19 protein-coding genes are annotated in these 21875 nt (G+C 68.1%); 12 read left to right on the plus strand and 7 right to left on the minus strand.

Going from position 1 to position 21875, the window contains the following annotated elements; all coding sequences use genetic code 11:
• The 6 genes from Q333_RS0111160 to aguB all read left to right on the plus strand — a co-directional run.
• The coding region (locus tag Q333_RS0111160) for an OmpA family protein (protein WP_029416996.1) at nucleotides 1–329 on the plus strand (329 nt) is incomplete at its 5' end.
• A 352-nt stretch (nucleotides 330–681) separates the two neighbouring features.
• Nucleotides 682–2193 (plus strand): capsular biosynthesis protein, encoded by a 1512-nt coding sequence (locus tag Q333_RS0111165; protein ID WP_084176039.1) that lies wholly within the window; start codon nucleotides 682–684, stop codon nucleotides 2191–2193.
• A 70-nt stretch (nucleotides 2194–2263) separates the two neighbouring features.
• Complete coding sequence (msrA, locus tag Q333_RS0111170; protein WP_029416998.1) at nucleotides 2264–2899, plus strand: peptide-methionine (S)-S-oxide reductase MsrA; 636 nt, start codon at nucleotides 2264–2266, stop codon at nucleotides 2897–2899.
• A 172-nt stretch (nucleotides 2900–3071) separates the two neighbouring features.
• Nucleotides 3072–5669, plus strand: coding sequence for a TonB-dependent receptor (locus tag Q333_RS0111175; RefSeq protein WP_029416999.1), 2598 nt, complete (start codon nucleotides 3072–3074; stop codon nucleotides 5667–5669).
• Between the two features lie 144 nt (nucleotides 5670–5813).
• Complete coding sequence (locus tag Q333_RS0111180; RefSeq protein ID WP_029417001.1) at nucleotides 5814–6818, plus strand: agmatine deiminase family protein; 1005 nt, start codon at nucleotides 5814–5816, stop codon at nucleotides 6816–6818.
• Nucleotides 6818–7687: an N-carbamoylputrescine amidase gene (gene aguB, locus Q333_RS0111185; protein WP_029417003.1), complete on the plus strand. Its 870-nt coding sequence runs from the start codon at nucleotides 6818–6820 to the stop codon at nucleotides 7685–7687. The genes Q333_RS0111180 and aguB overlap by 1 nt, the downstream gene beginning before the upstream one ends.
• Nucleotides 7688–7690: 3 nt before the next feature.
• Here the strand turns inward: aguB and Q333_RS0111190 are convergent, their stop codons facing one another.
• The 4 genes from Q333_RS0111190 to Q333_RS0111205 form a co-directional block, all read right to left on the minus strand.
• A complete protein-coding gene (locus Q333_RS0111190; RefSeq protein ID WP_029417005.1) occupies nucleotides 7691–8494 on the minus strand; it encodes a phosphatase PAP2 family protein in 804 nt (267 codons plus the stop codon).
• A complete protein-coding gene (locus Q333_RS0111195; RefSeq protein WP_029417007.1) occupies nucleotides 8491–8982 on the minus strand; it encodes a hypothetical protein in 492 nt (163 codons plus the stop codon). The genes Q333_RS0111190 and Q333_RS0111195 overlap by 4 nt, the downstream gene beginning before the upstream one ends.
• A gap of 79 nt (nucleotides 8983–9061) precedes the next feature.
• Complete coding sequence (locus Q333_RS0111200; RefSeq protein WP_029417009.1) at nucleotides 9062–9400, minus strand: TFIIB-type zinc ribbon-containing protein; 339 nt, start codon at nucleotides 9398–9400, stop codon at nucleotides 9062–9064.
• 99 nt (nucleotides 9401–9499) lie between these two features.
• Nucleotides 9500–11485: a CASTOR/POLLUX-related putative ion channel gene (locus Q333_RS0111205; RefSeq protein WP_084176042.1), complete on the minus strand. Its 1986-nt coding sequence runs from the start codon at nucleotides 11483–11485 to the stop codon at nucleotides 9500–9502.
• Between the two features lie 178 nt (nucleotides 11486–11663).
• Here Q333_RS0111205 and Q333_RS0111210 point away from each other — a divergent pair, with 178 nt between their 5' ends.
• Complete coding sequence (locus Q333_RS0111210) at nucleotides 11664–12104, plus strand: VOC family protein (protein WP_029417012.1); 441 nt, start codon at nucleotides 11664–11666, stop codon at nucleotides 12102–12104.
• The gene (locus Q333_RS0111215; RefSeq protein ID WP_029417014.1) at nucleotides 12104–12712 is read left to right on the plus strand and encodes a DUF6655 family protein; all 609 of its coding nucleotides are present in this window, start codon (nucleotides 12104–12106) and stop codon (nucleotides 12710–12712) included. Before Q333_RS0111210 ends, Q333_RS0111215 begins: the two co-directional genes overlap by 1 nt.
• On the opposite strand, the gene Q333_RS0111220 is transcribed toward Q333_RS0111215, so the two are convergent.
• A complete protein-coding gene (locus Q333_RS0111220; protein ID WP_029417016.1) occupies nucleotides 12709–13140 on the minus strand; it encodes a hypothetical protein in 432 nt (143 codons plus the stop codon). The genes Q333_RS0111215 and Q333_RS0111220 overlap by 4 nt on opposite strands.
• Before the next feature lie 118 nt (nucleotides 13141–13258).
• Here Q333_RS0111220 and polA point away from each other — a divergent pair, with 118 nt between their 5' ends.
• Nucleotides 13259–16138 (plus strand): DNA polymerase I, encoded by a 2880-nt coding sequence (gene polA / locus Q333_RS0111225; protein WP_035294281.1) that lies wholly within the window; start codon nucleotides 13259–13261, stop codon nucleotides 16136–16138.
• Nucleotides 16139–16146: 8 nt separating this feature from the next.
• Here the strand turns inward: polA and Q333_RS0111230 are convergent, their stop codons facing one another.
• Nucleotides 16147–17118, minus strand: a complete 972-nt coding sequence (locus Q333_RS0111230; protein ID WP_051651279.1) for a calcium/sodium antiporter — start codon at nucleotides 17116–17118, stop codon at nucleotides 16147–16149.
• Between the two features lie 92 nt (nucleotides 17119–17210).
• Nucleotides 17211–18920, minus strand: a complete 1710-nt coding sequence (locus Q333_RS0111235) for a hypothetical protein (RefSeq protein WP_029417020.1) — start codon at nucleotides 18918–18920, stop codon at nucleotides 17211–17213.
• Nucleotides 18921–19104: 184 nt separating this feature from the next.
• On the opposite strand from Q333_RS0111235, the gene Q333_RS0111240 reads away from it, so the two are divergent.
• Genes Q333_RS0111240 through Q333_RS0111250 form a run of 3 tightly spaced genes read left to right on the plus strand, consistent with a single transcriptional unit; the run spans nucleotide 19105 to nucleotide 21822 of the window.
• On the plus strand, nucleotides 19105–19809 hold the full coding sequence (locus Q333_RS0111240) for a response regulator transcription factor (RefSeq protein WP_029417021.1): 705 nt from the start codon (nucleotides 19105–19107) through the stop codon (nucleotides 19807–19809).
• Entirely contained in the window at nucleotides 19778–21406 is a 1629-nt protein-coding gene (locus Q333_RS0111245; protein ID WP_029417022.1) for an ATP-binding protein, read from the plus strand. Before Q333_RS0111240 ends, Q333_RS0111245 begins: the two co-directional genes overlap by 32 nt.
• Complete coding sequence (locus Q333_RS0111250) at nucleotides 21403–21822, plus strand: HPr kinase/phosphorylase (RefSeq protein ID WP_029417023.1); 420 nt, start codon at nucleotides 21403–21405, stop codon at nucleotides 21820–21822. Before Q333_RS0111245 ends, Q333_RS0111250 begins: the two co-directional genes overlap by 4 nt.
• The last annotated feature ends 53 nt before the right edge of the window (nucleotides 21823–21875 follow it).

A 21875-nucleotide genomic window follows, 5' to 3' on the forward strand; every position in this document is an offset into this window, starting at 1 on the left:
GTGAGTTCGTGGTGTACTTCGACTGGGATCGCTCGACCCTGACGGCGGAAGCCAACTCGGTGGTCAGCCAGGCCGCGGCCTACGCCCGCTCGGGTCGTCCGACGCGCGTCCTGGTCGTCGGTCACGCCGACACCTCGGGTTCGGCCGCCTACAACGTGGGTCTGTCGAACCGCCGTGCGCGCACGGTCGCCGATGCCCTGGTCGCCCAGGGTGTGAACAGCGGCGTGATCTCGCTGGACGGCCGTGGCGAAACCCAGCTGGCCCGCCCGACCGCCGACGGCGTTCGTGAGCCGCTGAACCGTCGCGCCACCATCGGCATCAACTTCTAAGACGTCTGGACGGGGCTTCGGGTCTTTTCGATCCGGGGCCCCGCTCCGGTCATTTCGGAAGTGGCGGTGGTCGGTCCAAGCGTCCCCCCATCGCTCCCCTGATCCGTATGCAGAGCCGCCGGTTTTCGTCTTGAAGACCGGCGGTTTCGCTTTTTTGGACAAGTCGGTTGATCCGGCGCGGAGAGGCGGCGACAAAGGCCCTCATGTCCGTGCCCGCGCGCCTCTCTCGTCCGGTCCCCGACGGAACCGCCCGCTCCTTGCGTTCAGGGACAGGGGCGGGGATGCCGGACCGAAGCCCGGGCCGATGCGTTCTTCCGTCCTGTCCTTCTGACTTCGCGTGAGCCGGTCCATCATGACGGACGTCCGCCAGCCCCGCAGCCTGTTGCGAGACACCGCCCCGGAGATCGCCGTGGCGGAGCCCGCGACCGCCTCGGCTGTCTCATCGCCTGCTGCTTCGAGCGCCCGCGTTGCGGCGTCGGCCTCGGCCTTCGCCCCGGTCTCGCGCGCGGCTCCGGGCCAGAGCCTTCTGGGCCGCCGGTTCCTGATCGTGACCGCCCCGTTCGGCCCGTTCGGCCGGGCGCTGGCCGATGCGCTCCAGGCCGAGGGCGCCTCGGTCGCCCGCATGCTGTTCAACGCCGGCGACGCGGCCTACTGGCGCCGGTCGGGTGCGGTGCCCTACACCGGCGACGTGCGCCGCTGGCCCCAGCGTCTGGCCCGTCTGGTCCAGGACCAGGGCCTGACCGACCTGATCGTGTTCGGCGAAGGCGGTCCCTACAATCAGGGCGTCCTGGCCCAGCGCGACACGCTCAAGGCCGCCCGTGCGGGGGCGCTGGCCGGACAGACCGTCGAGGCCTCCACCGACGGCCCATCGTCGACGACGAGCGACCCCTCCGTTCAGGTAGCGAGGCTCCGCGAGCTGAGCGGTAGCGCCGCCGCCGCAGGCGGCCACCCCGATGCGCCCCTGCGCATCTGGGTGCTCGAGAACGGCTACTTCCGCCCGGACTGGATCACGGTCGAGGAGAACGGGGTCAACGCTTCCTCAGGCCTGCCGCGCGAGGCCCGGGCCTATGATCCGCCCATCCCCGAGATCCTGCCGACCCGTCCGGCCGGGCGCATCCTGCCTCACCACGTGGTCAACATCAGCCTGTATCACATGGTCCAGCCGCTGGGCCGGCTGATGTTCCGCCGCTACGTCTATCCCTACACCACCAGCCCGTGGCTGCAGTTCGTGGGCCATGTGAAGCGGTTCCTGGGCCTGACCTTCGCCTCGCGCTCGGAGGCCGACGCCGAGGTGATCCGCGCGCGCGGGCCCTTCTTCATCGCCTGCCTGCAGAGGGAGGGCGACGCCCAGCTGCTGCGCTACTCCCACTTTGCCGACAACACCGCCTTCCTGGCCGAGGTGATGAGCTCGTTTGCCCGCCACGCCCCGGCCGAGGCGCGGCTGGTGGTCAAGAACCATCCGTTGGACCCCGGCCTGGTCGACCTGCGCCGCATGACCCATGTGCTGGCGGTGGAGCGCGGCATCGCCGACCGGGTCGACTTCATCGACGGCGGCAACCTGGCCCAGCTGTGCCGCGCCTCGAGCGGAATGGTGGTCAACAACTCCTCCGCCGCCCTGTCCGCGCTCGGCTTCAAGACCCCGGTCAAGGTGCTCGGCGAGGCCTTCTTCGACTTCGCCGGCCTGACCGACCAGAAACCCATCGACCAGTTCTGGACCGACCCCACCGCCCCCGACGACGCCCTGTTCCACAGGTTCAGAGCCCACGTCATCGCCAGAACACAGGTCAACGGCAACTACCACGAACCCAGAGCCCTCAAACCCACCGCCAAAGCCCTCGCCAGAAGGTTCGCCGCAGCACGGTAGACGGTGGGGGCTTGTATCCGGACGGCGATCCCCGACGTAGCTGGGGCGTCCTGCTGATCGGAGCCTGTCCATGCCGCGTCCCGCCCACCGCTTTCCCGCCCGCCTCGCGGTCGTCGCCAGTCTGATCCTCGCCGCCTGTTCGGGTGAGCCCGCGACGGCCGAGCCGCCAGCGCAAGCGGGGCCCGACAGCGGGCGGCGCGAGGTCGCCCTCTTTGCCGGGGGCTGCTTCTGGTCGGTCGAGGCGAACTTCGAACGGATGCCGGGCGTCGTCTCTGCTGTCTCGGGGTTCGCCGGTGGGCGCGTGGCCAATCCGACCTATGATCAGGTCGTCCGTGGCGGAACCGGTCATCTGGAGGCCGTCCAGGTCACCTTCGACCCGGCACGCATCAGCTATCGCCAGCTCGTCGATCGCTTCTGGCGCACCATCGATCCGACCGATCCCGACGGCCAGTTCTGCGATCAGGGCGCGACCTACGCCACCGCCGTCTTCGCCACGGCGGCCCAGCGGCCGATTGCGGAGGCGTCGCGCGCCGCTGCCGTCGCCGTGATCGGAGAGCGACGTTTCGTCACGCCGGTGCGCGACGCGGCGCGGTTCTGGCCGGCCGAGGCCTACCATCAGGACTTCGCCCGACTGAATCCGGTCCGATATGGGGGTTACAGCCGGTTCTGCGGCCGTGAGGCGCATCTGCGCGCGGTCTGGGGCTGAAGCCGCACTGTGGCGCCCGCGTCACCGTCGAACGCTGTCACACGACTGTCACACCATTGTCGTCCCGCGTTCCAACACGCGGCTTAGAGGGGGCAAGATTTCGGCGGCGAGGCTTGTCTTCGGCGTCTGCTTGCGCGCCGGGCGCCGTCCGGACCTCTTGGGGATACCACAGATGAACATTCGCACTCGCGTGCTCTGGGCGACCACCGCCCTCGTCAGCGGCCTTGTCGTCGCCGGCGCCGCTTCCGCCCAGTCCTCGGGTACCGACGCCGCTGAAGGCGTGGTCATCGACGAAGTCGTCGTCACCGGTCAGCGCGGCCCGCGCTCGATCTCGGGTGCCACGGTCGCCCAGACGGTCGAAAAGACCCGCTCGACGATCACGCAGGAGTACATCTCGCGTCAGCAGCCCGGTCAGTCGATTATCGCGACGCTGAACAACGTCCCGGGCCTGAACGTCACCAACAACGACCCGTTCGGTAACTCGGGCTCGAACATCCGCCTGCGTGGCTTCGACGGCAATCGCGTCTCTCTGACCTTCGACGGCATTCCGCTGAACGACACCGGCAACTACGCCGTCTTCTCGAACCAGCAGCTCGACTCCGAACTGGTCGAGCGCGCCTCGGTCAACCAAGGCTCGACCGACTCGGACAGCCCGACGGCCTCGGCCAACGGCGGCACCATCGCCTACACCACCGCTCGTCCGCTGCGTGAGCGTTCGGCCCAGATCGTCTCCTCGATCGGCAGCTTCAACTATGGCCGCGTCTTCGGCCGCTTCGACACTGGCGAGTTTGGCCCCTGGGGCACCACGGCCTACCTGACCGCCTCTTACACGGACTACGACAAGTTCAAGGGTCCGGGCTCTCTGGAGAAGAAGCAGTACAACGGTCGTCTGTTTCAGGACCTGGGTGATGGCGACTTCGCAAGCCTGGCCTTCAACTGGAATGAAAACCGCAACAACTTCTACAATAACTTCAATACCCTGCCGACGTTCAACGCCGGCCTGAGCCCTGAGAACGACATCGCCTGCTTCCGCCCGACGCCGGGTGCCGGCACCGTCCAGAACGAAGCGACCGGTTCGACCATCATCACCTACTTCGGTGGCATCGCCTCGGGCAGCTGCACCAACGATCACCGCACCCGGATCAATCCGTCCAACACCGGCAACATCCGCGGTCAGTTCCGCTACAGCCTGCGCGACAACCTGATCCTGACCGTTGATCCGTCGTTCCAGTATGTCATGGCCAACGGCGGCGGCTATACTCTGGTCAGCGAGCGCGACGACCGTCTGGACCAGAACGGCACGAACAACGCCACCGTCACGACGGCAGCGCAGTGCACGGCCGCGGCCATCCTGAACACCGGCTTCGACCTGAACGGCGACGGCGACAGCTGCGACAACGTCGGCCTCTATACGCCGTCGAACACCAACACCCGTCGTTACGGCGTGATCAGCTCGCTGCTGTGGGACATCAACGACGATCACCGCGTCCGCGTGTCCTACGCCAACGACTACGGCCGTCACCGCCAGACGGGCGAAGCGACCCGCTACAACGCCGACGGCTCGGTGCCGGAAGTGTTCGCCGGCGAGAACACCTGGGGCAACGCCGACCTTCGCGTCGCGGGCCGCGACGGCTACTATTTCCGCAGCCGTGACCGGTTCTCGATCGCCCTGCTGAACCAGATCTCGGCCGAGTATCGCGGTCAGTTCCTGGACGACAGCCTCACGCTGCGCCTCGGCGTTCGTGCGCCGTTCTTCACGCGCGAACTGAACCAGTTCTGCTTCTCGCAGAACGGCTCGTCGAACGTGCGCTGCACGACCGAAGCGGTCGCCTCGACGCTGGCCAACGGCAACGTGACCTTCGCTTCGACCGGCACGACCCAGTTCATCCGGCCCTATTCGCAGGAAATCAAATACGACGACATCCTGCCGGACGTCGGCCTCAGCTACCGCTTCTTCGACAACCACTCGGTCTACGCCAACTACGCCGAAGGCATCTCGGTCCCGCGGACGGACAACCTGTACCAGCCGGTCCGCAACGCCGCTGGCGGCCTGGACTTCACCACGGTGCAGCCGGAAACGACCACGTCGATCGACCTGGGCTACCGCTACACCTCGTCGAACCTGATCGCCTCGGCCGCCTTCTGGTGGGTCGACTACGACAACCGCATCGTCTCGTCGTTCGACAACGATCCGACCTCGCCGACCTTCAACCTCTCGGTTGACCGGAACCTCGGCGCGGTCGAGCAGAACGGCTTCGACGGCTCGGTCGAGTGGCTGGTGACCGACAACATCTCGCTCTACGCCGCCGCGTCGTACAACGACTCCGAAGTGCAATCGAACGTGCCGCTGTCGGCCACGACCTTCCTGCCGACCGCCGGTAAGCGCATCGTCGAGACCCCGGAGTGGACCTTCAACCTGCGCGGCCAGTGGGCCATCACCGACAACTGGACCGTCGGCCTGCAGGGCAAGTATGTGGACGAACGCTTCACGACGGACGTCAACGACGAAACGGTCCCGTCCTACACGGTCGTCGACTTCGACAGCCGCTATGACCTGACCGATACCTTCGGCATCCGCAACGCCTTCGTTCAGTTCAACGTGACGAACCTGTTCGACGAGGAATATCCGGCCTCGATCTCGTCGGGCAACAACGCCACGACCATCGACGTGGATCCGGGCGCGGGCGTCGTGCTCCGCACCGGCCAGCTGCGCACCTTCTCGCTGGGCGCGCCGCGGACCATGATCCTGACGCTCGGCACGACCTTCTAAGGTCCACGCCTGCTGGAGAGAGACAGGGCGGTCCTTCGGGGCCGCCCTTTTTCTTTGGGGGTGGAGCTGTCGGCCGCGCATTGAATCCAGGGGCCGCCCTGTCTATCTGGCGCGGTCCGTTGTTCCGAGGAGGCCGCCCGGCCGATGACCCTTTCTCCCGTCCCCGCCGAATGGTCGGCGCACCGCGCGATGTGGGTGGGCTGGCCCAGCCATGCGGAGCTTTGGGAGGACAACCTCGAACCGGCCCAGGCTGAGGTCGAGGCCTTGGTTCGTGCGCTGGTTGGCCCGGGCCGCGAGCGGGTCCGGCTGATGGTTGGCAAGTCGGAAGCCGTGGAGTCGGCACGTGCGCGTCTTGATGGCGTCGACGGCATCGAGATCGTCCCAGGTCTCTTCGGGGACATCTGGCTGAGGGACACGGGGCCGATCTTCGCGGCGGGGTCTCGTCGCGCCTCGGCCTTCCGCTTCAATGGCTGGGGCGGCAAGTACGAGCTCGAGCATGACGACACCGTCGCCGACCAGATCGCCCAGGCCTCCGGCGCGGCGCTGGATCGACACGATTTCATTCTGGAAGGCGGCGCGCTGGATCACGACGGCGCGGGCACGATCCTGACCACCCGCCAGTGCCTGCTGAACCCCAACCGCAATACGGGCTGGACCGATGTCGTCGCCGAGGGAGCGCTGACGGACGCCCTGGACGCGCGCAAGGTGCTGTGGCTGGGAGACGGCCTGCTGAACGACCACACCGACGGCCACGTCGACAATCTGGCCCGCTTCGTCGCGCCGGGCGTCGTGGCCTGCCCGGTCGCCTGGGGCCGGAACGACCCAAATGCGGACGTCTACGCCGCGGTGGCCCAGGCCCTGACGGCGATGACCGATGCGGAGGACCAGCCGATCCGTCTGCTACGCCTGCCGTCGCCCGGCCTTGTGCTGGACGAGGACGAGCGGCCGATCCCGGCCAGCCACATGAACTTCCTGATCGCCAACGGTGCCGTGATCGTCCCGACCTACGGCGACGAGGCGGCCGCGCGGCTGGCCTGCGAAGGCCTCGCCACCGTCTTCCCTGAGCGCGAGATCATCGCCCTGCCGTCGACCGCCATCCTGACCGGCGGCGGGTCCTTTCACTGCATCTCCCAGCAGGAGCCCGCCTGATGGCCAGAACGATCAGTGTCGCCGCCATCCAGACCGCCTACGGTGAAGACCTCGGCGCGAACATCGAGACGACGATCGGCTTCATCCGGGAGGCCGCGTCGCGGGGCGCCCAGGTGATCCTGCCCAGCGAACTGTTCCAGGGCCCCTACTTCTGCGTCAGCCAGGAGGAGCGCTGGTTCGGCACCGCCTATCAGTGGGCGGAGCATCCCTGCGTCACGGCGCTCCAGCCGGTTGCGGCCGAACTGGGCGTCGCAATCCCCGTGTCGATCTTTGAGCGCGAGGGGCCGCACTATTTCAACAGCCTGGTCATGCTGGACGCCGACGGCCGGGCGCTGGGCGTCTATCGCAAGAGCCACATTCCAGATGGCCCCGGCTATCAGGAGAAGTACTACTTCCGGCCGGGTGATACGGGCTTCAAGGTCTGGAACACCCGCTTCGGGCGCATCGGCGTCGGCATCTGCTGGGATCAGTGGTACCCGGAAACGGCGCGGGCCATGATGCTCCAGGGTGCCGAGGTGCTGATGTATCCGACCGCCATCGGCTCGGAGCCGCACGACAAGGAACTGGACACGGCCGACCCTTGGCGGCGCGCCATGCAGGGTCATGCTGTGTCCAACGTCGTGCCGGTCGTCGGCGCCAACCGGATCGGCCACGAGCGGGTCAGCGAGGCCGGGCAGGTCTTCTACGGTTCGTCCTTCATCGCCGACCATAGGGGCGATCTGGTTCAGAGCCTGGGTCGGGACGAAGAGGGCGTGCTGGTCCACACGTTCGACCTCGACTACATCGACCGGCATCGCGCGGCCTGGGGTTTCTTCCGGGATCGGAGGACCGATCTGTACGGTGGCCTGGTGGCTCCGCGTCCCGCCTGAGGATCAGGGCAGGGGAATGGCCAGGGCGGCGCGTTCGGCCGCGCACGCCGGGCTGGTGCGGGCGGCGGTTCGTGCGGCCGCGATCTCGACGCGCGCGGCGGTGGCGTCCGCCTGGAAGGCCGGGGTGGTGATGACGGCTTCGGCGACGACCGCGCCCAGCGCCGCGCCGTCCTCGACGTCGGACGGATAGTGCATGCCGCAGACCATTCGGCTGATCGCGATCTGGCGGCCGATCGCGGTCACGGCCTCGGCCCGGTCTGGAACCAAGGCGGCCAGAACAGTGCCATAGGCCGACCCGACCGAGGCGCTGCCGGACGGATGCGAGGCTGTGGCGCGCTGGGCCGATGTCACGGCCTGACAGGCGCGCCGGTCGGGATCGTCACCGACCGGCCGGGGGCGGTGACCGCGCGCCTTGGCGAGTTCGGCGGCCTCATTGGCGTCGTGCAGAACGCGGGTCAGGATCGCGGCCAGCCGTGGGGCTTCGGCCGCATCGATGCGAAAGCCGAGCGCGCAGTCGAAATGGGCCAGCGCCACCCCGGGCCGAAGCTCGGCGTGCCGCGTCGCCAGCAGCCATCGGTCGGTATCCTCCAGCGCCGTCGACCGTTCGGAGGCCGTTCGGTCGGCGACGTCCTGCGGAGATCCCGGAGCAGCCGGGGCGGGAACGGCGGCGGCCAGCGCGCCGATCACCCTCTCGTCCAGATAACCCGCGGCGGGCGCGGCCGGACCCATCGCCTCCTGGGCCGTGGCGCCCCGGGAGAAACCCGCGACCGCCGCGACCAGCGCAATCGCCAGGACACCCTCCCTCATCCCGCCGCGCTCCAGCTCAGCTGCACCGAGGTCCGGCCTTCCGGCGTGGGTGCGGCGACGACCTGAAGACTGGCCCGAGCCTTCGCGGCGCCATAGGCCCGCGCGTCGCCCTGGTTCATGGCCATGACGGACGACAGGCCGGCGGCTTCCGCGCGTTCACGATGAAAGGCGATCACAGCCTCGGGCGGCGCATCGGTCAGGTAGGTCACCAGACCGCCCGGACCCTCCGGACCGGTGGCTACGACTGGATCGGCCTGGATCGTCGCCCCCGGATAGACGACGGCGAAGGCTGGAGCGCCGTCCGTCGCCGGTTGCGCCGGGACCGTCGAGCCAGAGGGTTCACTCGCCGCCGTCCCGGAAATGGAAACCGCGCCAGGCGTTTCCGTTTCCGGCGAGGTGGCCGCCTCATCGTCGTCCTTCAAACCGGAACAGGCCGCCAGCGATCCCATGGCCGCGAGGCCGAGGGCTGTTGCCCAGATACGCTTCATCCCTGTGTCGTCCTGTTCGACGTCTTGTTGGATGCACCGTGGCCCATCGAAACGGCGCCAGCAAGGCGCTGGTGCGGCGTTAATCGAAGATGTCGAAGATGCTGTCGCGCTTCTTCTTGCGGTAGCGGTAGTCGTCATCGTCTCGGTATCGCGGCTGGTCGCGGTATCCGTACTGCGGCGGTTGGGGTTGCTGCGGCTGGCCCCAGGGGCCCGGCTGGGGCGCGGCCTGCGGGGGCGGCGCATAGGCCGGCTGGGCGGCCGCCGGCGCCGCGGTGGCGGCAGCCTGCTCCATCAGCTTTTCCAGCTCGCCGCGGTCCAGCCAGACGCCCCGGCAGGTCGGGCACATGTCGAACTGGACGCCGCCGCGATCCAGGGTCTGCATCTGGGCATTGTCGTTGGGGCACATCAGCAGGGGCATGGGCGATCCTTTGCGGCGCGAGGTGTTTCGGGATGGTGAGGCCTCGGCACCGTCGGCGCAACCGGGCGGGGCGTCGCGCCCGTCCCGGTCCGCCCCGCATCAGCCTTCGGAGAGGACGATCAGCCGGTCCTCGGGCAGGAATTCCAGAACCTCGGCCTTGTCCGGATTGACCACGACGCCACCCATGTTGCGGCCGTCGGCCTCGTCCTCGTCACGCTTCCTGCGGTAGCCGATGGCGGTCTCGCCGCGCCTCCGGGCTGCTTCGGTCAGGGTGTAGCCGCTAACGGGGCCGGACAGGTCGACGTAGTCGCCGATCGGCCGCATGTAGATTTCCGACCCGTCCTCATCCAGCAGGTCGGCGAAGATGTCGGACAGGTATTCGTTCTCCGACGCCTGGGCCAGCATCAGGCTGACCAGCTTGTTGGACACCACGAAGTCGTCGGCGCGGGTGACCTCGGCCAGTTCGCGGTTCCTGATGTCGATCATCTCCGAGACCACGCTGATGTGGACGCCCAGCCGCTCCGACAGCTTCCTCAGGTGCAGCAGGGTGATCAGGGTGCGGGTGTCGGCCGACTGGGCCTCCATGGTGTCGGAGTACCCCAGCACCATGATCGAGTCGTAGGACACGGGGTCCAGCGCCTCGATCGAGGCCGCGTGGCCGGTGTCGATCACCTTGGCCTCGACCTTCATGTTTTTCGAGCCGAGCGGCATGGAGGCGACCTCCTCGGCGAAGCCGGGGGTGTCGGCCGCGATCGTCAGCAGAGAGCCCGGGCGCACGTACTTGGACAGCTCGTAGGCGATCAGCGCACCGCGTCGGTTCCAGCCGATGATCAGGGTTCGCTCCGCCTTCCGGCGCACGGCCTTGGGCATACGAATGGCGGAAGCGTCGATCAGGCGCTCGTCGGGCGGGGTCAGCCGAATGGAGTCGTCGTCCTCAGCGATGATGATGGCGCGGCAGCCCTCGGCAATGACCTCGTCCATCGGCGGGTTCATGCGGGTGCGGCCATCCGGATAGCGCAGGCCGATCATGGCAGAGTCGCGATAGCCCATGACTGCCTCGCCATAGGTCTTGCCGACCAGGTCCTCGAGTTCGGTCGTGTAGATTTCGCAGCCGTCGAAATCGAGCAGTTCAGAGTAGACCGCCGACAGACCGACCTGGCGGCTGGATTGGACCACGATGCGCGAGATCAGGTCGTCGGCCAGAACCAGCTGCACCTCGTCGCCGCCGACGATGCGGGCGACCTCGGCGTTATGGGAATCCCTCAGCTCGGCCGCGATCAGATACCGCTCCTCGCGCCGCTTGGGGTCGTTGGTCAGGGCCAGGACGGTCTTGATGACCTGGCTGTCAGGGTCGTCGGTGCCTTCCGGCGACACCACGATGATGGAGCGGCAGGCCTGGGGGTTGACGATCGACAGGTCGAACAGGTCGGTCGGGTCGCCAGAGCGGCAGATGATCTGGGTGTTCTTGAGATCCTCGACCTTGTCGGCGATCTCGTCCTCCATCTCGACCTTGTCCTTGTTGGCCATGATGACGATGCGCGGATTCTTCCGGCTCTCGTTGGCGATGACCAGTTCGGAGATGATGTCGAAGATGGAGGCCGACCAGTTCAGGATTATGGTGTGATCGGTCTCGAGCACGCGCGAACGGCCTTTCCGGGCCTCGTCGATCTTGGCGTCCAGACCGGCGGAGATCACCGAGATCAGGGCCGAAAAGACCAGGATGCCCATGGCCGTTACGAACAACGTCAGCAGCCGGAAGCTCCAGCCCGTGTCCCCGCCCATGGTGCCGGCGTCCATCGTCCGCATCAGCGACTGCCAGACCGCCTCGATGAAGTTGAAGCCGCCGTCCGGTCCGATTCCGGTCAGGGCCAGCACGCTGGCGGCGAACAGGATGGTGATCAGGGTCACGAGGCCCAGCCAGCCGACCAGGGCCATCGCCCCGCCCGACATCGACTTGTCGAAGCCGTACTTGAGCCGCTCGCCCAGGCTGACGGCCCCGAGCTGGCGATCCTTGGTGGTACCCGGTTTCGCGGTTCCCGCGCCCCTTCCGGCGCGCGCGGCGTTGGCGCGAGTGAGTGAGCCCATGATGCGGTCAGTCCCCCAGAAATCTCACCGGTCCCCCGACCGGTCTTTCTCCGTGAACGAAGCGAAATCGTCTTTCCCCGAAGCGCGTTGTCGTCATTAGTGATGTCCGATCACCTTGGGAAGCTGACGATTTCCGATTAAGGGACCGCACTGCCCACCGCCCCTTCGGAGAGCCGTCATGCGCTATCTGCACACCATGGTCCGGGTGAGGGATCTGGACACCTCCCTGCGCTTCTGGACCGATCTGCTGGGCCTGCGGGAAGTGCGCCGCATGGAGAACGAGAAGGGCCGCTTCACCCTGGTGTTCCTCGCCGCGCCGAAGGACCTGGAGAGGTCCGCCACCGAGCGGTCGCCGGAGGTCGAGCTGACGTACAACTGGGATCCGGAGGAGTACACGGGCGGGCGCAATTTCGGCCACCTGGCCTACAAATTCGACAATATCTACAAGGCCTGTCAGCGACTGATGGACGCCGGCGTGGTCATCAACCGTCCGCCGCGCGACGGGCGCATGGCGTTTGTCCGCTCACCGGACGGCATCTCGATCGAGCTGCTGCAGGAAGGCGAGCCACTGGCGCCTGCCGAGCCCTGGGTGTCGATGCCGAACATCGGGACGTGGTGATGCGTCTGGCGACAGCGGTCGGGCTTACGCTCGCCCTGGCGGCCTGCGCCTCGACCTCGGAGACCTATCCGGGGCGAACGGCGACCGAGCAGCTGCTGCTGGCGCGCGCGGCGGACCTCGCGGTCGAGGGGTTGCGTCTTCCGGTAGCCGACGGCGCGCGCGTGTTCGTGGACAATCGCTTCTTCGGAGGCGAAGGCTCAGGCTATGCGACCTCGACGGTTCGCGCCGCCCTGTCGCAGCGGGGCTATGCGCTCGCCGACGACAAGGCCCAGGCCGACGCGGTGTTCGAGCTGCGCGCCGGGACGCTCTCCATCGAGCAGATGCGCCGGGTCGTCGGCTTGCCGCCGCTGGCCTTGCCGATCAACGAGAACCTGAACGTCGTCTCGATCCCCGAATTGAGCCTCTACAGCCGCAGGGACCGGGTGGGCGTCGCCGAATTTTCGGGGTTCGTCTACGACGCGGGGACCGGCGCGCCGCTGGGCGCTGTCACGCCCATGATCGGCGAGTATCGAATTCGCAGCCACAAGGTGCTGATGATGGTCACCTGGGGCCAGCAGTCGGCGCGGCCTGGCGAACGCGATCCCGGCGACAGCTGGCGCGAGTTCTAGCGGCCGCAGGCGACCCGGTGCAGCGTCCATCCGGCCGCCGCGCCAGGCAGGGCGAGGGAAGCGACGAAGGCCCAGGGCTCCCAGGCGGTCGCCGGTTCGCCTGCCGCCAGGATGAAGATTGCGCCCGCGAGCGCGGACAACACGGCACCGGCCACCACGGCGTCCCGGCGGCTCCTCCGGCCCGTCCTCGACAGCACCAGCCAGGCAGGCGTGCCGATGACGATCAGACCGGCCATGTAGACCACGAAGGCGTAGATCGTGGCGGCTGGCAGGACCCAGGTCCCCCTGCCGACCTTGTCCCAGCCACCTTCATTGGCCAGCGAGGCATAAGTGCTGATGGCCGCGAACCCGATGGTCACGATGACCGCGCCCGCCAGCGCCGCCGCCGGATAGGCCAGGGCGACCGCGCCCCATCCCCGCGTCTTCATCGTCCGCCCCTCCCAAGGTTGACCCGCCAACACGACGCCTTTCTCCGGCGACGGTCAAGCTTGCAGAAGCTGACGGGGAATGGGCGCGGAGTGCGTGACGCCGCCGCGACCGCCGCCTATGGTCGGCTCCATGTCCGACACTCCCCTGCGGCTGTGGCTGATCGACGCCTCGGCCTACATCTTTCGCGCCTACCACGCCCTGCCGCCTCTGACGCGCAAGTCCGACGGCCTGCCGGTCGGCGCGGTCCAAGGCTACTGCAATATGCTCTGGAAACTGTTGAAGGACATGAAGGGCGCGGACGGCCCGACCCATCTGGCCGCCATCTTCGACCACTCGGAAAAGACGTTCCGCAATGACCTCTACGACCAGTACAAGGCCAACCGCTCGGCCCCGCCCGAGGACCTGATCCCGCAGTTTCCGCTGGTGCGCGAGGCGACAAAGGCCTTCGGCGTACATTGTGTCGAGCTGCCGGGATACGAGGCCGACGACCTGATCGCCACCTATGCCTGCAAGGCGCGCGACGCGGGCGGCGAGTGCGTCATCGTATCGTCCGACAAGGATCTGATGCAGCTGATCGGGCCGGCAGTGGTCATGTGGGATCCGATGAAGGACCGGCGTCTCGCGGAAGAAGCGGTGATGGAGAAGTTCGGCGTCACCCCGGACAAGATGATCGATCTCCAGGCCCTGATTGGCGACAGCGTCGATAACGTGCCGGGCGCGCCCGGCATCGGCCCCAAGACCGCCGCCCAGCTGTTGGACGAATACGGCGACCTGGACACGCTTCTGGAGCGGGCGGGCGAGATCAAGCAGCCGAAGCGGCGCGAGACCCTGATCAATCTCAAGGACCAGATTTTGCTCAGCCGCGAGCTGGTCAAGCTGACCTGCGACGCGCCGGCCCCTGAGCTGATCGAGGATTTCGCCGTGCGCGATCCCGATCCGGCGACCCTGTCGGCCTTTCTGGAGCTGATGGAATTCCGTTCGCTGGCGCGGCGGATCGGCGACGGCAAGCTGGCGGGGCACGAGGGCTCGGCCTTCGCGCCTCCGCGCCCCGCCCCGATGAGCGCGCCGGTCATCTCACCGCGATACGCGCCGCAGGCGGTGTCGGACACGGTCGAGAAACAGCCCTTCGACCACGACGCCTACCACTGCATCCAGACGCTGGAGGCGCTGGACGCCTTCATCGCCCGGGCCACCGAGGCGGGCGTCGTCGGCTTCGACACCGAGACCGACGCCCTGTCGGCGACGCACGCCGGGCTGTGCGGCGTGTCGCTGGCCATCGGCCCGAACGACGCCTGCTACATCCCCCTGACGCACGAGCATCCGCCGGTCGAGGGCGCGGGCGGGCTGGATTTCGGCGGCGGGGGCGATGCCCGCGAGCCCTTGACCCAGCTGGACAAGCCCACGGTGCTGGCGCGGCTCAAGTCCCTGCTGGAAAACCTCGCCGTTCTGAAGGTGGTCCAGAACGGCAAGTACGACCTCGCCGTCATGGCGCGGCGCGGCATCCGGGTGGCGCCGATCGACGACACCATGCTGATCTCCTACGTCCTTGAAGGCGGGCTGCACGGCCACGGCATGGACGAGCTCAGCCGCCTGCATCTCGGCCACGATCCGATCCCGTTCAAATCGGTGGCGGGGACCGGCAAGGCCCAGAAATCCTTCAAGCACGTCGAGCTGAAACCGGCGACCTGCTACGCCGCCGAGGACGCCGACGTGACGCTGCGCCTCTGGCGCATCCTCAAGCCCCGGCTGGCGCGCGAGGGGCTGGCGACCGTCTATGAGACGCTGGAGCGCGGCATGCCCGCCGTGCTCGCCGACATGGAGCTGGAAGGCGTCCGCATCGACCCCGACCGCCTGCGTCGTCTGTCGTCGGAGTTCGGCCTGCGCATGGCCGAGCTGGAGGAGAAGGCCCACGGCCTCGCCGGCCGCCCCTTCAACGTCGGCAGCCCCAAGCAGATCGGCGACATCCTCTTCGGCGAGCTCAATCTTTCGGGCGGCAAGAAGACCGCCTCCGGTCAGTGGGAGACGGGCGCCTCGACGCTGGAGACGCTGGCGGAATCCCACGAACTGCCCCGCGTCCTGCTGGAATGGCGCCAGCTGTCCAAGCTGAAGGGCACCTACACCGACGCCCTGATCGCGGCGATGGACGAGAAAACGGACCGCGTCCACACCTCCTATCAGCTCGCCGCCGCCACCACCGGCCGCCTGGCCTCCTCGGACCCCAACCTCCAGAACATCCCGATCCGGACCGAGACGGGCCGCCAGATCCGCCAGGCCTTCATCGCCCGCGACGGCCACGTCCTGATCAGCGCCGACTACAGCCAGATCGAGCTGCGCCTGCTCGCCCACATCGGCGACATCCCCGAACTGAAGCGCGCCTTCAAGGCCGGCATCGACATCCATACGGCCACCGCGTCCGAGATGTTCGGCGTCCCGGTCGAGCAGATGGACCCGGAGACGCGCCGCCGCGCCAAGGCCATCAACTTCGGCATCGTCTACGGCATCTCGGCCTTCGGCCTGGCGGCCCAGCTCGGAATCGATCAGGGCGAGGCGGGGGCCTACATCAAGACCTACTTCGAGCGTTTCCCCGGCATCCGCGCCTATATGGACGCGACCCGCGCCGAGGTGCGCCAGAACGGCTACGTTTCCACCGTCTTCGGCCGCAAGATCCACATCCCGGCCATCCACTCCAAATCGGGGGCCGAGCGTCAGTTCGGCGAGCGCGCGGCCATCAACGCCCCCATCCAGGGGGCCGCCGCCGACATCATCCGGCGCGCCATGATGCGGATGCCAGGGGCCCTGTGCGAGGCGGGTCTGGCAACCCGGATGCTGCTCCAGGTCCACGACGAACTGGTCTTCGAAGCCCCTGACGCCGAGGCCGAGCGCGCCATCCCCCTGATCCGCAGGGTCATGGAGAGGGCGGCCGAGCCTGCGGTGGCGCTATCGGTGCCGCTGGTCGTCGATGCGAGGGCGGCGAAGAACTGGGACGAGGCGCACTAGGACCGCGGTCAGGCCGCGTTCGTCGCCAGCCAGGCGATGTAGCCCCCGTAGGCGAGAAGCAGCACGCCCGCCTCCCAGCGCACGATCTTCATGCCCGTGCGGACGAACAGCACCAGCAGGGCCGTCGCGCCGAGCATGACCCACAGGTCGACCCGTGCGATCTCGGGCGGCACATCCAGCGGCGAGACCATGGCCGTGATCCCGAGGATGCCGAGGACGTTGTAGATGTTCGAGCCGACGACATTGCCCAGGGCGACGTCGGCGTGCTTGCGCGCAGCCGCCACGACAGAGGTCACAAGTTCGGGCAGGGACGTTCCGACCGCCACCACAGTCAGCCCGATCACCGTGTCGGAAACCCCCAGATCCCGCGCGATGACCACCGCCCCGTCGACCAGCAGGCGCGCTCCGCCGATGGTCAGGGCGATACCGACGACCGCCAGCCCCAGGCCGGCCCAAAGGCCACCCCTGGCATCGGGCGCGTCTTCCGAGATGTGCTCATACTTGGCCCGTTCGGCGTCCTCGACAGACCGCTCGCCCAGATAGGCGACCACGAGGTAGGCAATCAGCAGGGCGATCATGCCCAGGCCCCAGATGAAGCCGATGCGGCCCGCCAGCACCGCCCCGGCGCAGACCGCGCTGGCGATCACCAGCATCCATCCGTCGCGCCGGAAGGCCGCGCGATCGACAAGGATCGGCGTGATCAGAGCGGCGACGCCGAGGATCAGAAGGATGTTGGCCGTGTTGGACCCGACGATGTTGCCCACTGCAATGCCCGGCGATCCCGCCATTGCAGCCGTGATGCTGGTCACCAGCTCGGGTGTGGAGGTGCCGAAGCCCACCAGGGTCAAGCCGATCAGGAGCGGTGAGACGCCCATTGATTTCGCGGCCGTCGAGGCTCCGCGCACCAGGGTGTCGCCGCCGATCGTCAGCAGTACGAGGCCGCCGGCGAGCATCAGATAGGTGGTCAGGGTCGCGTCCATACGGTGGCGCTTGCCATGATGGGATGTCGTCCGCAATCGTCGGTATGCGCTACGTGACCGGCTGCCGCAGTCGCTGCAGGACGAACGAGGCGTTACGCCGCCAGGCCCGCCGCCTTCATGAGGCTCTTCAGCGGTGCGATTTGCTCTGGTGACGCCGTCAGCGCTGCCCGCGCCTCGGGCGCGCGAAACAGCTTGATGGCTTCGGCCTTGGCGCGGTCGGCGGCGGGGCCGAAGGGGGCGGTCTCTCCGGCGGCGAGACGCAGCAGGGCGGCCAGTTTCTGATGCGGCGGCGCGGGCGCGCGGGCCAGCTGGGCGGTCAGTTTGGCCTCGGCCTCCACCACGCCTCCGACATGGCCGATGGCCCCGCCGATCTGTTCGGTGTCATGCTCTGATAGAGCGGCCGCGCGCACCGAGCGGTGCAGCAGGGCCAGCGCCTGGAGCTTGCGCGCCGCCGTCTGGGGCGCGGTGCGCATCTCCTGCTCAAAGCGCAGCGAGGTCACGCAGGCCGCCAGCCAGCGCGCGGCGGAGCGCTTGTTGGCCACCCCTGTGACGTTCTCGCACAGCCGGGTCAGCTGCTCCGCCTCGCACAGGACGGTCTCGCAGGGGTCGACGTAAGCCTGGACGAAATCGGCGGTGACCAGGGACTTCGACCGCTCGGTGAAGGCGTTCTGCACCTCCTCCAGCGTCAGCAGCCGTCCGGCCGTCGCCGTCAGCGACATGGCCAGGGTTCGCAGGATGTCGATCTCGCCCGGCGCATCGGTCGGCCGCAGGCGGCGCGGACCCATCAGCTCGCGCAGCACCATCCGCGCCAGCGCCGCCGACAGGATGGGATACTCCCCCGCTTCCAGCCGGGCGCCCAGCCGGGCGGCCGGGCCATCGACGGCGGGCATCAGGAGCGCCATTCTCGGATCCATACGGATCAGGGTCTCGATCTCCCTGGGGGCGACCATGCGGACGACCGCCGCCAGGCTGCCGCCCTGATCCAGCGCCGGGCCGAGGATTTCGGACAGGCTGGTCCGAGACCCCATCATTTCGCACAGGATCTGTTCGATCCCGACCATCACCAGTGCGCGTGGCGGGCCATCCATCGGCGCGCGGTCGGCGAGATCCATCAGCCGTTCCAGCCGCGCCCGCGCCCCACGCAGCCCGGCCAGCGCTCCGGAGATCACCCCGCCCATGACAAAGGCGCGGTCCGACGACCCCGCCAGGCGGTGCGCCACATCCGCCAGCGACCGGTTGGCCAGGTCGGGGAACAGGTTCTTGCGGCCCGCCACGACGACCCGCTCCATCGCGGTCTCGGCCAGCTTCTGATAGTGGCGGATCAGCTCGTGCGCCGCCTGGCCCGTGGCCTGACTTTCGGGAATGGCGACCTTCTGGATGGCGTGCTGGACCTCGACGCCCGAGGCCTCCAGCCGCTCGACGAGATCGGGCCGATGCAGCAGCTCGAACACCGTCACGCCGTTGCGCGCCAGCCAGTCCTCCAGCACCCGGCCGATCAACTCGCGGGCATGTGGGGTGTAGAAGTCCTGCGGCGTCATGCAGTTCGGCCGGTCGTCGGCCTCCACGACCCGCTTCTTCGGGGCCTCCGGCGCGCCGCGCGTCAGGACCGTAACGGAGTTGAACTCCATCGTGTCCGGATCGAGCGTTTCCTTGGTCACGCGCACGGCCACGGCCCGTTTGTCGGCGAGCGTCTCCTCGGCCACCTCTATCGCCTGCTGGCGGTTCTCGGTCGCCTGCATCAGCGTCCAGGGCGCCGGCGCGGTCTTGCGGATATAGATCTCGTAGTGGACGGGTCCGGCCATTTTTGGGTCCGCTGTTGGCCGTTCATGGTGAACCGAAGGCTTTAAGTTCCGGTTTCGACGCCCCAAATCTGGCCACAACGACACTGTGGCCGTAATGTCACCCCGATCTCGGGCGAACGGTTACGCTTGACGTGCGTTGATAGGCCCCGGGCGGCGCGTCCGAGGCTGCGACAAGGAGACGGACTTGGCCAACATCACCCTGGTGGACGACGACGAGAACATCGTGGCTTCGGTCTCGCTGGCGCTGGAAAGCCACGGCCACAAGGTGGTCGCCTATCACGACGGGGCCACGGGTCTGGAGGCGCTCGAGCAGACGCCGCCGGACCTCGCCATTCTTGATGTGAAGATGCCTCGCATGGACGGCATGGAGGTGCTGCGCCGCCTGCGCCAGACTAGCCAGATCCCGGTGATCATGCTGACGTCCAAGGACGAGGAGATCGACGAAATCCTCGGCTTCAACCTCGGGGCCGACGACTACATCCACAAGCCGTTCAGCCAGCGGCTGCTGATCGAGCGGGTCAAGGCCCTGCTGCGCCGCTCGGGCGGCGACGGCGGCGAGCCCGAACCCTCGGCGGAATCCTCGGGCAAGGCGATCCGCCGCGGCAAGCTGGTCATGGACCCGGCGCGCCACGAGAGCACCTGGGACGGCAAGCCGGTGAAGCTGACCGTCACCGAGTTCCTGCTGCTTCAGGCGCTCGCCCAGCGGCCCGGCTTCGTGAAGAGCCGGGACAACCTGATGGACGCCGCCTACGACGACCAGGTTTATGTCGACGACCGCACCATCGACAGCCACGTCAAGCGCATGCGCAAGAAGTTCCGGGTCGTCGACCCTGAGTTCGACGCCATCGAGACCCTGTATGGCGTCGGCTATCGATACCGCGAGAGCTGATCCTTCGGAAACCGCCGAAGACCGCCCGTCCGGCCGACGCCTGATCCGCTTCGGCGGTTCGCGGCTGGGCGGACTGATTCTGGCGCTCAACCTGCTCAGCCTCCTGATCCTGTTCGGCGGGGCGCTGGCCCTCAATGAATGGAACCGGGGGCTGGTCCAGGCCAGACAGGAGAGCCTGCGCGTCCAGGCCGAGCTCTTGTCCAACGTTCTGGGTCAACTGGGCATCACGCGCGGCGAGCCTTCCCCGGCGCTGGACCCCATCGCCGCCAGCCAGTGGCTGAGGGACAACTTCATCCCGAGCGGCCAGAGGGCGCGCCTCTATGACGCCGACGGGTTGCTTGTGTCCGACAGCCTGTCAGTGACCGACGCCATTCCGGGCAACCCGCTTCCGCCTGCCAACCCTGCCGGCAAGCCCGTGGCCCCGCCCTCCGGCACCGAAGCAGAACGGGAAACTCTCGCCCTGGCCAACGAGGCTCTGGGGGCAGAGATCGAGGCTGCGTTGCTGGGCGTGCCCCAGGCCACTGTGCGGCGCTCCGAGACCGGCGGTCGCGTCGTCTCCGTCTCCTTGCCCGTGCGCCATGTTCAGCAGGTGCTCGGCGTCCTGACGCTTGAGGTCGGCGACGTCGATCAAATCCTGGACGCCCAACGCCGCGCGCTGCTTCCCTTCGCCTTGGTAGCGCTGGCGGTGAATCTGCTGGCGTCCTTGCTGCTGCATCTGTTCGTGGCGCGGCCCGTCATGCGGCTTTCGGCGGCGGCGGATCAGGTCAAGCTCCAGCGCGCCCGCGCGATTTCCTTGCCCGATCTGGAGGAGCGCAAGGACGAAATCGGCGATCTGGCCCGGTCGCTGGAATCCATGACCGAGACCCTGTCGGCGCGCATGGACGCCATCGAACGCTTCGCCGCCGATGTGGCGCATGAGATCAAGAACCCGCTGACGTCCATCCGCTCGGCGTTGGAAACGCTCGATCTGGTCAAGGACCCTGCCCAGCGCGAGCGGCTGGCCCGGGTGCTGCAACAGGATGTGCGGCGGCTGGATCGCCTGATCACCGACATCTCCAACGCATCGCGCCTGGATGCGGAGCTGTCGCGCGAACGGCCGCGTCCGGTCGATCTGACGACGCTCCTGACCGATATCGTTGGCGTCTACGACACCACGTCCAAACCCGGCGAGGCCCCGGTCCGGCTGAGCATCACCGCCGCCGGATCGACCGGGGTTCTGGGCCAGGACGGCCCGCTGGGTCAGGTGTTCCGCAATCTGATCGACAACGCCCGCTCCTTCAGTCCCGAGGGCTCCGACGTCCGCCTGACGGTCCGCCGCGACGACAGCGACCCCGGGCGCCCGCTGCGCGTGCTGGTCGAGGATGACGGTCCGGGCATTCCGCCCGAAAACCTCGAGACGGTGTTCGAACGGTTCTACACCTCACGGCCCAAGGGAACGGCCTTCGGGGCCAACTCCGGCCTTGGCCTTTCGATCGTGCGCCAGATCGTGGAGGCGCACGGCGGCCGCGTCACCGCCTCCAATCGCACCGATGCAGCCGGCAACGTGCTGGGTGCTCGGTTCGAGGTCGCCCTGCCCACGACCGGGCGGCGCGCATGAGTCCCGTCCACGCCACCGCCGTGGCCCTGTGTTGCGCCGATGGCTGGCGCGCCGCCCTGCTGCGAGGGCCGTCCGGCGCAGGCAAGAGCGACGTGGCCCTTCGTCTGATGGGGCAGGGGTGGCGGCTGGTGGGCGACGACTACGTCCACGTCTTCGCCTCCGCTGATGGCCTCTATGCCGCGCCCGCCGAGCGCATCGCGGGCAGAATCGAGGCGCGGGGCCTGGGCATCGTCACCGCCCGGCACCTGCCGGTCGCCCGCGTCTGGCTAATCGTCGACTGCGTCCAGGAGGGCGTCGAGCGCCACCCGGAAGAAGACCATGACACGGTCGGCGGCGCTGTCGTGCCCCGCCTGACGCTCGACATCCGGCCGGCTTCGGCCACCGCGATCATCGCCCGCGCGATTCGTCGTCTTTGATCCTGGCGCATTTTCCTCTATTTCGTCCGGCTTGCGCGCTGGCCCGGGGGGCG

Origin of the sequence: Brevundimonas bacteroides DSM 4726 (assembly GCF_000701445.1) — a bacterium.
Taxonomy (GTDB): Bacteria; Pseudomonadota; Alphaproteobacteria; order Caulobacterales; family Caulobacteraceae; genus Brevundimonas; species Brevundimonas bacteroides.